This window comes from Phycicoccus jejuensis (assembly GCF_044797865.1).
In the GTDB taxonomy this organism is placed as follows: Bacteria; Actinomycetota; Actinomycetes; order Actinomycetales; family Dermatophilaceae; genus Phycicoccus; species Phycicoccus jejuensis.
Genome location: NZ_CP085209.1, coordinates 1,006,341 through 1,020,135, shown reverse-complemented (window position 1 = coordinate 1,020,135; position 13,795 = coordinate 1,006,341). Strand labels below are relative to the sequence as shown.

14 protein-coding genes are annotated in these 13,795 nt (G+C 74.0%); 5 read left to right on the top strand and 9 right to left on the bottom strand.

From position 1 onward, the window contains the following. The first annotated feature begins 7 nt into the window (after positions 1 to 7). Positions 8 to 784 carry a phosphate ABC transporter ATP-binding protein PstB gene (gene pstB / locus LG324_RS04805; protein WP_030528466.1) on the top strand — a complete coding sequence of 259 codons (777 nt, stop codon included), beginning with the start codon at positions 8 to 10 and terminating at the stop codon, positions 782 to 784. 32 nt (positions 785 to 816) lie between these two features. On the opposite strand, the gene LG324_RS04800 is transcribed toward pstB, so the two are convergent. The 5 genes from LG324_RS04800 to LG324_RS04780 form a co-directional block, all read right to left on the bottom strand. Next, positions 817 to 1,848 carry a hypothetical protein gene (locus tag LG324_RS04800; protein WP_404352252.1) on the bottom strand — a complete coding sequence of 344 codons (1,032 nt, stop codon included), beginning with the start codon at positions 1,846 to 1,848 and terminating at the stop codon, positions 817 to 819. A 196-nt stretch (positions 1,849 to 2,044) separates the two neighbouring features. Beyond that, positions 2,045 to 3,040 carry an inorganic phosphate transporter gene (locus LG324_RS04795; RefSeq protein WP_030528464.1) on the bottom strand — a complete coding sequence of 332 codons (996 nt, stop codon included), beginning with the start codon at positions 3,038 to 3,040 and terminating at the stop codon, positions 2,045 to 2,047. Positions 3,041 to 3,046: 6 nt separating this feature from the next. Then, positions 3,047 to 3,670 carry a DUF47 domain-containing protein gene (locus LG324_RS04790; protein ID WP_030528463.1) on the bottom strand — a complete coding sequence of 208 codons (624 nt, stop codon included), beginning with the start codon at positions 3,668 to 3,670 and terminating at the stop codon, positions 3,047 to 3,049. 67 nt (positions 3,671 to 3,737) lie between these two features. Next, positions 3,738 to 3,941 carry a hypothetical protein gene (locus tag LG324_RS04785; protein WP_404352251.1) on the bottom strand — a complete coding sequence of 68 codons (204 nt, stop codon included), beginning with the start codon at positions 3,939 to 3,941 and terminating at the stop codon, positions 3,738 to 3,740. Between the two features lie 266 nt (positions 3,942 to 4,207). Continuing rightward, positions 4,208 to 4,852 carry a hypothetical protein gene (locus tag LG324_RS04780; protein WP_030528461.1) on the bottom strand — a complete coding sequence of 215 codons (645 nt, stop codon included), beginning with the start codon at positions 4,850 to 4,852 and terminating at the stop codon, positions 4,208 to 4,210. Positions 4,853 to 4,997: 145 nt separating this feature from the next. Here LG324_RS04780 and LG324_RS04775 point away from each other — a divergent pair, with 145 nt between their 5' ends. Further along, entirely contained in the window at positions 4,998 to 6,116 is a 1,119-nt protein-coding gene (locus LG324_RS04775) for a YihY/virulence factor BrkB family protein (RefSeq protein WP_404352250.1), read from the top strand. A gap of 29 nt (positions 6,117 to 6,145) precedes the next feature. On the opposite strand, the gene LG324_RS04770 is transcribed toward LG324_RS04775, so the two are convergent. Next, positions 6,146 to 7,465, bottom strand: coding sequence for a serine hydrolase domain-containing protein (locus tag LG324_RS04770; protein ID WP_404352249.1), 1,320 nt, complete (start codon positions 7,463 to 7,465; stop codon positions 6,146 to 6,148). A 259-nt stretch (positions 7,466 to 7,724) separates the two neighbouring features. Here LG324_RS04770 and LG324_RS04765 point away from each other — a divergent pair, with 259 nt between their 5' ends. The 3 genes from LG324_RS04765 to LG324_RS04755 all read left to right on the top strand — a co-directional run bounded on the left by LG324_RS04765 (position 7,725) and on the right by LG324_RS04755 (position 11,037). Further along, positions 7,725 to 8,873: a serine/threonine-protein kinase gene (locus LG324_RS04765; protein WP_404352248.1), complete on the top strand. Its 1,149-nt coding sequence runs from the start codon at positions 7,725 to 7,727 to the stop codon at positions 8,871 to 8,873. Positions 8,874 to 9,128: 255 nt separating this feature from the next. Continuing rightward, complete coding sequence (locus LG324_RS04760) at positions 9,129 to 9,422, top strand: DUF4193 domain-containing protein (protein WP_030528457.1); 294 nt, start codon at positions 9,129 to 9,131, stop codon at positions 9,420 to 9,422. Positions 9,423 to 9,603: 181 nt separating this feature from the next. Beyond that, positions 9,604 to 11,037 carry an ATP-binding cassette domain-containing protein gene (locus tag LG324_RS04755; protein WP_404352246.1) on the top strand — a complete coding sequence of 478 codons (1,434 nt, stop codon included), beginning with the start codon at positions 9,604 to 9,606 and terminating at the stop codon, positions 11,035 to 11,037. A 15-nt stretch (positions 11,038 to 11,052) separates the two neighbouring features. On the opposite strand, the gene LG324_RS04750 is transcribed toward LG324_RS04755, so the two are convergent. From LG324_RS04750 to LG324_RS04740, 3 genes are all read right to left on the bottom strand, one after another. Beyond that, positions 11,053 to 11,388 (bottom strand): hypothetical protein, encoded by a 336-nt coding sequence (locus tag LG324_RS04750; RefSeq protein ID WP_404352245.1) that lies wholly within the window; start codon positions 11,386 to 11,388, stop codon positions 11,053 to 11,055. Positions 11,389 to 11,628: 240 nt separating this feature from the next. Continuing rightward, on the bottom strand, positions 11,629 to 12,441 hold the full coding sequence (locus tag LG324_RS04745) for a DUF1524 domain-containing protein (protein WP_211251001.1): 813 nt from the start codon (positions 12,439 to 12,441) through the stop codon (positions 11,629 to 11,631). Between the two features lie 826 nt (positions 12,442 to 13,267). Continuing rightward, the gene (locus tag LG324_RS04740; protein WP_404352244.1) at positions 13,268 to 13,705 is read right to left on the bottom strand and encodes an isochorismatase family protein; all 438 of its coding nucleotides are present in this window, start codon (positions 13,703 to 13,705) and stop codon (positions 13,268 to 13,270) included. Positions 13,706 to 13,795 lie beyond the last annotated feature (90 nt).

The window sequence follows — 13,795 nt, the reverse complement described above, 5'->3', positions numbered from 1 at the left end:
CGCACCCATGGCCAAGCGCATCGACGTCAAGGACCTCGACATCTACTACGGCGACTTCAAGGCCGTCGAGGGCGTGACGATGACCGTGGAGCCCCGCTCCGTCACCGCCTTCATCGGCCCGTCCGGCTGCGGCAAGTCGACCGTGCTGCGCACCCTCAACCGGATGCACGAGGTGATCCCCGGCGGCCGCGTCGACGGCTCGGTCATGCTCGACGACCAGGACCTGTACGCCTCGTCGATGGACCCCGTGGCGGTGCGCCGGACGGTCGGGATGGTGTTCCAGCGGCCGAACCCGTTCCCGACGATGTCCATCCGCGACAACGTCGCCGCCGGGCTGAAGCTCAACGGGCTGAAGAACAAGAAGAAGCTCGACGAGGTCGTCGAGACCTCGCTCAAGGGCGCGAACCTCTGGAACGAGGTCAAGGACCGCCTCGACAAGCCCGGCGCCGGCCTCTCGGGCGGGCAGCAGCAGCGGCTGTGCATCGCACGCGCCATCGCCGTGAACCCGCAGGTGCTCCTCATGGACGAGCCGTGCTCGGCGCTCGACCCGATCTCGACGCTGGCCATCGAGGACCTCATCAACGAGCTGAAGTCCGACTACACGATCGTCATCGTCACGCACAACATGCAGCAGGCGGCCCGCGTCTCGGACCAGACGGCGTTCTTCAACCTCAAGGCCACCGGCGAGCCCGGGCGCCTCGTCGAGGTCGGCGACACCCAGCGCATCTTCTCCAACCCGACCGAGAAGGCGACCGAGGACTACATCAGCGGCCGCTTCGGCTGACCCTCGACCCGACTTATTGCCCATCCGCCACCTCAGGACCCCCGGAAACGGTCCGTCCGGGTGGCGGATGCGCAATCAGTGGGGGGACGGGCGCAGCAGGAGCACTCGAACCGCGCCGTGACGACGTCCGGGCGGGCTCGTCCCAGCGCTGACTCCCACCGCTCCCGGAACTCCTCCTGGCGGCCGAGGACGTCCGCGGTCTCCCACCGGAGCACCTCGAGGCCGAGGTCCCTTAGGCGCGACTCCCGCACACCCTGGGCGACGACCTTGCGCGCGGCAGCCTCCTCCTGCCCAACGTCGGGCGGTGCGTCCAGCAGGTACTTCCCCCGGCCGTCGGCCTCCCCCACCACGCCGAGCCCCTCCCACCCCACGTCCACACGGGCGACGAAGCGGCCGTGCTCGTCGCGCACGACCACCTGCGGCACGCCCGGTGGGGCCTCCCACGAGGCGAAGACGTACGCGCTCACCGACTCCAGCCAGCTCTCGCGCCGGCCGTCGGCCAGCGCGAGCAGCAGGTCCGCGACCGCGATGCCCGGCCAGCGGCGCTGGTGCTCCCGCATCGCCGCCAACCCGGCGGATGTCACCAGTCCCCGACGCAGCGCCGCATCGACGACGGCGAGCGCATCGCCGGGCCGCATGTCCCGCAGGCAGTCGACGACCGTCCGCGCGGGATCGAGGAACGGCGTCCCCTTCCTGATCCACACGTGCGACGGTGGCGTTGCACCACGATGGAACCGGCGCCAGGAGTCCTCTCGCGACGTCCGGGAGTCGTCCAGCAGCGTGAGGGTGGCCAGCTGCGGCGGGTGCGGCGGCATCGGCAGACCGAGGAGCGCGGCCGCGCTCGCGTGGCTGATGATCGCGTCGGGGGTGGTCCGGCTCGCCGTGCGGGCGATGGCCCGATGGCGGTCCCACGGCGGCATCGTCGACCACGCGTCGGCGTCCGCGTACAACCCGGGCACGATCCGTTCGAGACGACCACCGAGCACCGCGGCATCGAGGCGCCGCGCGGACCATCCGTCCGCGAGCGCCTCGGCCCGCGTGAAGCAGGTCGGGAGGTTCGCCATGGGCGCCACCATCGGCCCGAGCGCGGACGAGCGGCACCCCCACGGCGGCATCTGTGGACGACGCGCACCCTGCGCCGACCCTGTGGACGCCCCGCTCGACCCGACTCATTGCCCATCCACCACCTCGGAGGGCCCAAATCCAGGCCTGAGAGGTGGCGGATGAGCAATAAGTCGGCGTGAACGGGGAGAGGCGGGGTCAGGTGAGGGGGGAGAGGGCGGCGTAGACGAGGGCGGCCGCGAGGCCGGCGCCGGGGAAGGTCAGCAGCCAGCCGATGACGATGGAGCGCGCCACGCCCCACCGCACCGCCTTGGCCGAGCGCGTCGCCCCGGCCCCCGTGATCGCCGCCGTGATGGCGTGCGTCGTCGAGACCGGCGCCCCGGTCATCGTCGCGACCCACAGCACGGATGCCGCCGACGCCTCGGCCGCGAACCCCTGCGGCGGGTCGAGGTGGATGATCCCGCGCCCCAGCGTGCGGATGATCCGCCACCCACCGGCGTACGTCCCGAGCGAGAGCACCACCGCCGACAGCGCGAGCACCCACCACGGCACCGACGCGTCGTCGGCCCCCCGGTGCCCCCCGGCCACGAGCGCGAGCACGACGACACCGGCGGTCTTCGAGGCGTCCTGCATCCCGTGGCCGAACGCCATCGCCGCCGCCGACACCGTCTGCGCGTACCGGAAGCCGCGCACCGCCGGCCCCGGCCGCGCCCCCCGGAAGACCCACAGGATGAGCGTCATCAGCACGAACCCGCCGGCCAGCCCCACGACCGGCGAGACGAGCATCGGCACGAGCACCTTGTCGAGGATGCTGTCCCACTTGACGGTCGCCCCGGCCGCGAGCGCCGCCCCGCCGAGGCCGCCGATCAGCGCGTGCGTCGACGACGACGGCAGCCCCCGCCACCAGGTGAGCAGGTTCCAGCCGGTCGCCCCGAGCAGCGCGCCGACGCACAGGACGATCCCCGTGGGCCCGGTCGGCACCGAGACGATGTCGCCGCCGACGGTCTCGGCCACGCGCACGCCGACGAACCCGCCGGCGAGGTTCATCACGGCCGCCAGCGCGAGCGCGATGCGGGGCGTCAGCGCCCGCGTCGAGACCGAGGTCGCGATGGCGTTCGCCGAGTCGTGGAAGCCGTTCGTGTACGTGAAGCCCATCGCGAGGACGACGACGAGGGCCGCGGGCCACCACTCCACGACCGGTCAGGACTCCCGGACGGCGATCGCCTCGACGGTCATCGCCACGTGCTCGAAGCCGTTCGCGGTGGCCTCGAGCGCGTCGATGATGTCCTTGTGCTTCATGACCGTCAGGGGGTCGGCCTTCTTGGCGTTGAAGAGGTCGGCGAGCATCCGGCGGTACTGCTTGTTCGCCCGGTTCTCGAGCCGGTTGATCTCCACCCAGTAGGCGTCCATCTCCTTGAGCGAGCGCAGCCGGGGCATCGCGTCGGCCGTCAGCTCCGCCATCCGCTGGATCACCTCGACCTGCTTGGCCACGCGCGGCATCAGCTCGTCGACGCGGTAGAGGACGATGAGGTCGACCGCAGCCTCCATGAGGTCGACGCACTGGTCGAGGGCGACCGCGAGGGCGTGGATGTCGGAGCGGTCGAACGGCGTGACGAACGAGCCGCCGACCTTGCGGACGATCGCGCGCGTCGCGTCGTCGGCCGCGGCCTCGATCTCGTGCATCTGCTTGAGGATGGCCTCGCGCTCGTCGGCGTCCGCCCCGAGGAGCGCGGTCAGCGCCCCCGCGCCCTCGACGAGCTGTCGGGCCGAGTCGGCGAACAGCGCGAAGAAGGAGGGGTCGGACGGGGTGCGGCGAAAGCCCACGATGAAGGTCTCCCGGGGAACGGCCTGGTGCTCGGGTACAGGCTAGGCCCCCGCACGACACCCCGCGTCAGGACCCCGCATCCTCCGCGGTCGCGTCGTCCCCGTCGGCGTCGGGCTCCGCCGGTGCGTCGCCCTCCCCGACCCCGAGGACGGCGTCGATGTGCTCCTGGTCCATGGGGCCGTCGCTGGCCGAGGCCTCGAGCACGAGCGCTCCGACGAGCTCGATCTCCTCCTGGAGCGCGTCGTCGGTCAGCGGGTCGTCCGGTCGCATGTCGTCACCGTAGGGGTAAACACCGCATGACGGCAGGACGCCGACCGGACGAACGGGCGCGGCGTCCAAGACGGCCGCGGGGCGATGAGGTGGATGCCGGACCGGGAGCGCCTCACGGCGCGTGGCCGCTCGTAGCGGCTGATGTTGGGACCCGGGGCTGCCGCGGCCCGGCACCCACGGAAGACCATAACGCGTGCCCCGGCCGGGGATGTTCCCGATGCGGGGACGGATCCGTCGACGGGACCGCCGGACGGGCCGGAGGGCTCTCAGTCGAGCTCGCCGGTGCGCCAGAGCCGCGCGCTGGCCCGCAGGTCCTCACCGGTCGCGAGCAGCGCGGCGCCGCTGCGCGTGAGGTCGGTGGCCGAGAGGGGGTCGAGGACGTCGTGGTCGTGGGCGAGCTCGGCGCGCCCGGCGGCGATGACCGCGCAGAACGCCGACGCCCGTTCCAGCGCCACGGCGAGGTCGCCCTCGAAGACGCCGGCGAGGATCTGGTCGGCGACGCGCATCAGCTCGGCGGGCTCGGGCGGCTCGGCGATGCCCGCGACGACGTGCGCGACGTCGGTGAACCGGATGCCCGCCGCGTACTCGCGGCTGGCGGCCTCCGGGCTGCGCCGCACCCACTCGCGCAGCGCGTAGAGCCGCCACAGCGCGCCGGGCAGCGAGCGCCCCGGCCGTGAGGACCACAGGTCCGCGACGGTCGAGAGGCCGAGGTCGTCGACGAGCGAGACGAGGCGCGAGGTGACCTGCGGGTCGTGGGCCGCGCGTCCCGCGCCGACGAGGATGGCCGCCGTCTGGTGCGCCATCTCGGTGGTCTCGGCGGGGCCGGGCAGGGTCCCACCGTGGGCCTCGAGGGCGTCCGGGCCGAAGCGCACCGGCCGGCGCGGCACGGGTCGTCCTCCGTCGCTCGTCATCCGGGCAGTCTCGCACCTCGCACGCCGCCCCGTGGCGGCACGGGGCATCGAGGCGCCCTCACCAGCGCCGATGCGGGTGGCCCCGGCTAGGTTGGGAGGGACCGCCGTGCCCCGCCGGGCACCCCCGCACCCCCGGAGGACGACCATGGCCACCGACGCACCCGCCGACCGGCGGCGCGAGCCCGGGGCCGGCCGCGACCGCACGCCGGACTCGCCCACCGACGTCAGCCCCCGCGGATGGCGCCGGACCGCCAAGAACGCGTTCGCGGAGTTCCAGCGCGACCAGTGCACCGACCTCGCCGCCGCCCTCACGTACTACTCGGTGCTGGCGATCTTCCCCGCGATCCTCGCGCTCGTCTCGCTGCTCGGCGTGTTCGGGCAGGGTGAGTCGACGACCCAGCAGCTGCTCGACATCGTGCGTCAGCTCGGTCAGGGCGACGCGGCCGACCAGCTCGAGGAGCCCATCCGCTCGATGATCGGCGCGAGCGGCGCCGGGTTCGCGCTGGTCCTCGGCATCGGCACCGCCCTCTTCTCCGCCTCGGGCTACGTCGGCGCGTTCGGCCGGGCCCTCAACCGCGTCTACGAGGTGCCCGAGGGGCGTCCGGTGTGGAAGCTGCGGCCGCAGCAGGTCCTCATCACCCTCGGCCTCGTCGTGATGGCGGGCCTCGTGCTCGTCGGGCTCGTCGTCAGCGGCCCGCTGGCCGACGTCGTGGGCAGCCGGATCGGGCTGCAGGCGGCCACCGTCACCGTCTTCGCCGTCGCCAAGTGGCCGGTGATGCTCGGTGTCGTCGTCGTCATGGTCGCGGTGCTCTACTACTGGACGCCCAACGTGCGCCAGCCGCGCTTCCGCTGGGTCTCCGTCGGGGCCGCGGTCGCCATCGGCGTCTGGGTCCTCGCCTCGGTCGGGTTCGGGTTCTACGTGACGACGTTCGGCTCCTACGCGAAGACCTACGGCTCGCTCGCCGGCATCATCGTCTTCCTCCTCTGGCTGTGGATCACCAACCTCGCGCTGCTCTTCGGTGCCGAGGTCGACGCCGAGCTCGAGCGGGTCCGCGAGCTCGAGGCGGGCATCAAGGCGGAGCACACAATCCAGCTGCCGCTCAAGGACGCCTCGGGCGCGGAGAAGGCCAAGGAGAAGCTCGACGAGCGGGTCCGCGCGGGGCGCCGGCTGCGGCGGGGCATCCCGGAGCCGCGGCCGCACGACGAGCGCGCCGACGGCGTCGAGCTCGAGCCGCTGCCCTCGCAGGGCGCCCGCCGGTCCTGAGCCGGCAGGCGCCCCGCGGGGAGCCGCCCTCAGCGAGCCGTGAGCGCCTCGGGCAGGGCCTCGGCCCGGGTGTCGAGGCCGGCCGAGAGCCGGTCGAGCTCCACGAGGCTGCGCTGCGCCGCCGCCGGCGGCACGGGCCGGGGGCAGGTCGAGACGAGGGCGTCGACGAGGACCTGGTTGGCCGCCGGGAGGGTCGGTGCGTCGGCGGTGTACTGCCGTCCTCCGAAGGCGACGCTCGCCTGGCGGGTGCCGTCGGCGGAGGTGAAGACGAGCGTGATGGTGCCGAACGAGGCGCCGTCGTGGCCGTAGAGGGTGCCGGGCTGCCCGGAGGCGTCCGGGCAGGGGTCGGTCGCGCGGTAGACGCCGAGGCCGTAGGCGAGCGGCCCGGTGGTGCCTGGGGTGAGCATCTGCGCCAGCGAGCGCTTCGAGACGAGCCGGCCCGCCATGAGGGAGCGGTAGAAGGACCCGATGTCCGCGGCGCTCGCGACGACCGCGCCCGCCGACGAGAAGACGCTCGAGCTCGTGCCGTCGAGCAGGTAGGGCCGCTCGAGCACGGCGTAGTCGCCGAGGTGCGCCGGCCCGGCGAAGGTCCGTCCGGTGGTCGGGAAGCGGGCGTCGCGCATCCCGGCCGGGCGGAAGACGCGCTGCTGGAGGAGCGAGGCGACCGAGCGGTGCGTCGCGCGCTGCAGCATGAGCCCGACGACGACGTAGTTGGTGTTGGAGTACGAGAAGGACGTGCCGGGCTCGAACAGCCAGGGCTGGGAGAGCCCGGCCCGCACGAGCTGCCGGTCGGTGCGGTCCCGGGTGAGGACGTCGACGAGCTCGGTGCCGGTCTGCGCGTCGCCGAGGAGCGGCACGAGGTAGTCGGGCAGGCCGCTGCGGTGCGAGAGCAGCTGCTCGAGGGTGACGTCACCGTGGCCGGGCAGCAGCCCCGGCCAGACGTCGTCGACGGTCGTCTCGAGCGTCCACCGCTGGCGGTCGACCTCCTGCAGCGCGAGGACGGCGACCATCGCCTTGGTGACGCTCGCGACGCGCGCGGTGTCGCCGGGCCGGGCCGGGCGCGCGGCGTCGATGGTGCGGACGCCGGCCGACCCGTTCCAGGCGCGCCCGGTGGCGCCGCGGCTGTGGGCGACGGCGCCCACGGCCCCGGCGGCCGTCAGCTCCTCGAGGCGGTCGTCGAGGCGCGCGCGGGCGGCGGCCCGGTCGTCGGCCGTCACCGCAGCCACCCGCGAGGCCTCCGTCGCGGCCGGGGCGGGGGCGGCCTGGGCGGCGCCGGTGGCGGTCAGGGCGCCGACCGCGCCGAGGGCGAGGCCGGCGCGAAGGCGGTGGAGTCGTCGGGTGCTGGTCATCGGGTTCCCCTCGGGTCGGGTGGCGCGGGCGTGCTGCCCTCCTCCGGTCTACCCGCAGGCCGAGGTCCGCGGCTCCCCCGCAGGGCGGGCTCCGGCCTCCCCCTCACGCCTGAGGCGGCGGGTGCGCCGGTGCCCGGTGGGGCGGATGGGGTCTCGGTTCGGTCTCATCTCGACAAACCCTCAACACCGCAGGTCAGCCTCGGCGAGTCGTCCGCTTCGACGGGCGTATCGTCGTCCCCGTGCGAACGAGTCGACACCGGTGAACCGGCTGCAGCAGGGGTACCGCCTCGGGGGCCGGTACCTGCTGGGCTCACGCATCGCCTCCGGCGGGATGGGCGACGTGTGGCGCGCCGACGACGAGGTCCTCGACCGCACGGTCGCCGTCAAGGTGCTGCGCCCCAGCACCGACAGCGAGCCGGTCTTCGCCCGCCGCTTCCGTGACGAGGCCCTCTACACCGCGGGACTCGCGCACCCGAACATCGCGACCGTCTACGACTACGGCGAGGAGGACCACCTCGCGTACCTCGTGATGGAGCTCGTCGACGGCGAGCCGCTCTCGGTCCTCGTGCGCCGTGAGGGAGCCCAGCCGCCGGAGCGCGTGCGGTCGGTCATGGCCCAGGCCGCGCTCGCCCTCGGCGCCGCGCACGAGGCCGGGGTCGTGCACCGCGACGTCAAGCCGGCCAACATCCTGCTCACCGCCGACGGCACGGTGAAGCTCACGGACTTCGGCATCGCCCGCGCGCTCGACGGAAGCGGCCACACCCAGACCGGTGAGGTCGTCGGCACGCCGCACTACCTCTCCCCCGAGCAGGCCCTGGGCGAGGCCGCCACGGGCGCCAGCGACCTCTACGCCCTCGGCATCGTCTCGCACGAGATGCTCACCGGCAGAAGGCCGTTCGACCGCAACACGCCCGTTGCCACCGCCCTGGCGCAGGTCAACGACCCGCCGCCGCCGCTGCCCGAGCACGTGACCGGCGATCTGCGCGCGCTCGTCGAGCAGTGCCTGGCCAAGCGGGCGGACGAGCGCCCGGCGAGCGCGCGCGAGCTCGGGGAGCAGCTGTCCGACTCGCCGGTGCGGACGCCGGACGAGGTCGCCGCGCACCACGTCGAGGGTCGCGCCCTGTCGGCCGAGCGCCGTTCCGTGGCGGCCGAACCCCAGGACGCACCGGGGCACGCCCACCACGACCCCGCCCCGACCCCCACCACCCCGGTGGCCCCTCTCGCCGCTCCGCGGGCCCGCCGTCGACGTCGGCGGGCGCTGCACCACGAGCGCGGGAGCGTCCCGGCCGGCCCGTCGGTGACGGTCGGCGAGGACGGCGTCCGGCGCGTCCACTGGGCCTGGCTGCCGGCCACGGCCGTGCTCGCGGCGACGCTCGCCGTCGGCCTCCTCCTCGCCCTCACGCACTGACCGACGCCCGCGGCCGACGGCCCCGTCCGGGGTCGACCAGCCCTCCTGTCGACCCCCGTCGACCACCCACGGGAGGTCGCGCACCGACGGCTGCGGGACCCCTCGGGAACATCGGTGGGCCCCCCACCGTTCACCGAGCAGACGCACCTTCGTCAAACTTCAGACAAAGCTTTGACAAAGGTCTCTGACCTCGCCATACTCATGGCTCCGGCCTCACCGCCCCAGCCGACCCAGACCGACCGAGAGGTGCTTGACATGGCAACCGACTACGACGCTCCCCGGGTCCGTGACGGCGAAGAGGAGAAGTCCGACAACATCATCGAGCTCGACGCCGCCCGCTCCCGCGGCACCAGCGTCGACCTCCTCGAGGAGGACACCGAGGCCGTCGACGGCCTCACCCTCCCCGGCGCCGACCTGTCCGACCTCTCCCTCGAGGTGCGGGTCATCCCGCGCCAGGCCGACGAGTTCTCGTGCATCAGCTGCTTCCTCCTCGTGCACCGCTCGCAGGAGTCCAAGCCGGGCACGAGCATCTGCCTCGACTGCGCCTGAGCGTCCGGAACCCGCCGCACCGCACGCCCCCGAAGGCCGCACTCCACCGGAGTGCGGCCTTCACGCGTCCCACCCCGCGCCGATGAGTCCGGCGGCCGGCCCCGGTCCATCCTGACGGGACGGCGACCGTCGTCCCGTGCGACGACGCGGCCCCGCCGTCACGGGGCCCCCGGGAGGGACCATGATCCAGGCACGAGGCCTCGTGCAGACCTTCACGACCCGCGAGGGACGTGCCAAGAAGGAGGTCCGAGCGGTCGACGGCGTCGACCTCGACGTCGCCGAGGGCGAGGTCGTCGGCTTCCTCGGACCGAACGGCGCCGGCAAGACGACGACCCTGCGGATGCTCACGACGCTGCTGCGGCCGAGCGCGGGCACCGCCACCGTCGCCGGCTTCGACGTGGTGCGCGCACCGGCCGAGGTGCGGCGCCGCATCGGCTACGTCTCGCAGAGCGGCTCGACCGGCAGCTTCGCGCGGGCCGGTGACGAGATCGTCGACCACGGCATGCTCTACGGGATGTCCGGGGCCGACGCCCGTCGACGCGGCCGGGAGCTCTTCGAGCAGCTCGACCTCCCCGGGATGTGGACCCGCCAGCCGAGGTCCATGTCGGGCGGCCAGCGCCGGCGCCTCGACATCGCGATGGGTCTGGTGCACGACCCGACGCTGGTCTTCCTCGACGAGCCGACGACCGGTCTCGACCCGCAGGCGCGCGCGAACCTCTGGCAGCACATCGCCGGGTTGCGCACGGAACGCGGGGCCACCGTCTTCCTCACGACCCACTACCTCGACGAGGCCGACACGCTGTCGGACCGCATCGTCGTCATCGACCACGGCCGGATCGTCGCCGCGGACACCAGCGACAACCTCAAGGCGCAGGTGGGCGGCGACCTCGTCGACCTCGAGGTCGTCGACCCCGGGCGTGTCGCCGACGTCGCGGCACGGCTGGGAGCCATCGCGACGGGCGTGGAGGTCGAGGGTCGGCACGCCCGTGGCCGGGTACCGCGCGCGGCCGTGGCCGTGCCCCCGCTGCTGCGCGACCTCGCCGTCGCCGGGACCGACCTCGCGACGTTCGAGGTGCGCCGCCCGACGCTCGACGACGTCTTCCTCGCCCTCACCGGCCGCTCGCTGCGCGACTCCGGCGCCGCCTCCGAGGACCCCAACCCGCCCGGCTCCGCCGACAGCCCCGACCGCGCCGACTCGCCGACCACCGACACCAGCCGTCCGACGCTCGGCTACGCGCTCGGGATGGACGCCTCGGCCGGCGGCGCGGCGCTCGGGGTCGTGCTCACCCTGCTCATGGGCGGGGCGTGCGCCGCCGCCTCCAACGCCCTCGCGCTGACGACGAAGAGCGAGGACGTCATGGCGCCGGTCATCAACGTCGTGATGATGCCGGTGCTCCTGCTCTCGGGCATCCTCCTGCCGATGACGCTCGGCAAGCAGTGGCTCCAGGACGTCAGCGACTTCATGCCGGTGCGCTGGATCACCGATGCCGTCCGCACCTCGTTCCTCGGCGAGTTCGGCAACGACCGGATGCTCTGGGGATCGGCCTGGGCGCTCGGGCTCTTCGCCGCCGCCATGTGGTGGGGCACGTCGACCTTCCGGAAGGAGGACGCCTGACGCCGGCCCGGCGCCTCAGGGGGTGCCGGGCTCCCGGGCGAGGGTCCCGCAGGACGAGGACGGGTCGCCCGACCCCTCGGGCAGGACGGTGTCGAGGTCGATGCCCTGCTTCTGCGCCACGGCCCCGAGCAGCCGGCACATGTCGTCGACCTGGGCGCTCGACGCGGCGTCCCCACCACCGAGGACCCCGGAGACGACCTCACCCGACCTGCTCGCCGCGCCGCAGGACGCGAGCAGCGTGATGATCAGCACGATGTTGACCCAGGTCTGGAGCCGGACGAGCGGAGGGCCGGACGGGCCGCGCGCCGGCGGCTCGAACCCCGGGACGGGCGGTGTCTCGTGCGTGGACATGGTGCTGCTCCCCTCACTCGCGGCCCGGAGCGCCGTGCTCCTCGGAGTCTGCCGGACCCGTCGCACGGGTCGAGGGAGGCGATCTCCGCCGGAGCGGCGCGTCGTCGGTCGGCTGACAGGATGCCGGGATGCTCCGTGCCGTCCTCGTCGGCCTGCGCCGGCACGGCGTGCGCGTCGGTCTCCTGTCCAACATCGGCCTCGACCCACGCGATCGGCTGCACGAGCTCCGCGCGACCGGGGCTACTCGCAGACCGTGCCGTCGGAGTCGCCGTCGCGGTACCAGCCGTACTCGACGTCCCGGCCCTCGACGTAGGGGCCGTACCCCGCGGCCAGGGCTGCGCGGCACGAGCCGAAGCGCGGGTCGGGGGTGCGCCCGGAGGAGACCGGTCGCGGCGTCGCGCGGTGTGACGGAGCCGGTTCGGGCTCCTCGGGCGCGCCTCCGAGGGCGACGGGTCGCGTCGTGGGCACGGCCTGCCCGGGACAGCCGCCGAGGACGCGCTCGGCGGCGGCCCGCTCGGCGGCGGTCATCCACAGGTGGTAGCGGCTCTTGACCGCGACCTGGCGGGCGACGTACCCGCAGCGTGCGGCCTTCCGTGGCGGCAGCCAGGTCGCGGTGTCGCCATCGCCCTTCGCCGCGTTCGTGGGCCCGTCCACCGCGAGCAGGTTGAGGGGGTCGTTCGCGAACGCCGTGCGGGTGGCCTCGTCCCAGCGCTGAGCGCCCTTCTGCCAGGCGTCGGACAAGGCGACCACGTGGTCGACCTGCACCGCGCCGGAGGTGCGTGCGCCGCGCACGAAGGCGAGGGTGCGTCCGGTGTAGGGGTCGTGCAGGGTGCCCGACAGGACGACGCACCCGCGCGTACCGCGCTTCAGCGTGACTGCCGAGAGGTCACGCCGGAGGATGTCGTTGCGGGTGTCGCACCCGTTGCGGTCGACGTCGGCCCACGCCTGCCCGAACCGGGCGCGGTCGTACCCGGACTTCGCCGCACGACCCTTGACGGGGATCGAGCCGAGCGTGGCCAGCGCGGTGCCGAGCTCGGGGGGCGACGGCGCCATGGTGGGCGTCGCGGACGGGGACGACGGGCGAGAGGGCGTCCCCGAGGCCGAGGGCCCCGGGAGGGGAGGAACCGTGGTCGCGGGTCCCGATGCTGCAGCGGGGGTGGGGGTGGGAGCGTCGGCCGACGCCCCCGCACATCCGCTGAGCACGAGAGCGAGCAGACCGGCTCCGAGCGTCAGTCGCCGGCGGGCGGACCCGCGCGCCACCCGTCCGGGCCCGGGGAGTCGATGGTCATGACTCCCGGTGTGCCGCACCCGGACAGGATGCCCTCGGCCGACCCTGCCGCCACGGGGACCCGCCGAGGAGGGTCCGAACGGACGACGGACCCGCCGATCGGACGGGTGCGTGCGTGGAGGCCCGTGGTCGGCCGCGCCCGACCGCGACGATGCCGGCGAGGGCGGCCGACGTCATCATCACTCCGGCGACGAGTGGCCACGGCCCGAGCGTGACGGCGTGGACCACCCCGGTGAGCGCGAGGCCCAGACCGGCGACGAGGACGAGCAGTATGGCGAGCACGGCGACGACTTCCGACCCCGGCCCGACGCGTCGGCCGGCCGATGCGCCCGCCCAAGGACGTCGCCCGGGCTCGTGCGACCCCGCGGGGTCTCCCGTCCACGCGATCATGCCGTCGGCTCCTCCCTCATGACCCGACGGTCGACGACCCCCGGTCCGCGATGCCCCGTCGACCCCGGACGCACGACCGTGTCGTGACACCCGGGACCGCGACGCCGGGCACGCTCGTGCCCCACGTCGGTCCCCCGTGACGGCGCGACTCTAGACGCCCGGGCCGGACCGTGTCCCGAGAACGGCGCGACGACCGCAGGCTCAGACCTCGAGCTCGTCGGCGGTCGTGACGGTGGCGTACGAGTCGGCGAGCGCGGCGAGGAACGCGGCATGCACGTCGGCGGCAGCGACCGTGGGCCCACCGAACTCCAGGTCCGGTGCGGCACAGGCGTCGGCGACCACCGTGACGTCGAACCCGAGGTCGGCGGCCGCCCGGACGGTCGCGTCGACGCAGAGGCTCGTCATCATCCCGGCGACGACGAGCGCGTCGACGCCGAGCGACGCGAGCTTCGCCCGCAGGTCGGTGTCGCGGAACGCGTTCGGGAAGGCCTTCTGCGCGACCGGCTCGCCGTCCCGCGGCGCGACGAGGTGGTGGATCTCGACGCCCGGCGTCCCCGGCCTGAAGAAGTCGGCCTCCGGGTCGTCCCACACCTCGGTGCCACGGCCGATCCAGGAGCGGGCCCGGGCGTTGCGTCCCACGGCGATGATGCACCCCGAGCCGTCGATCGCGACGGCCTCGAGGGGCCCTGTTCGCGCCCCGTGGCCGTGAAACCTTCCCGTTGACGACCA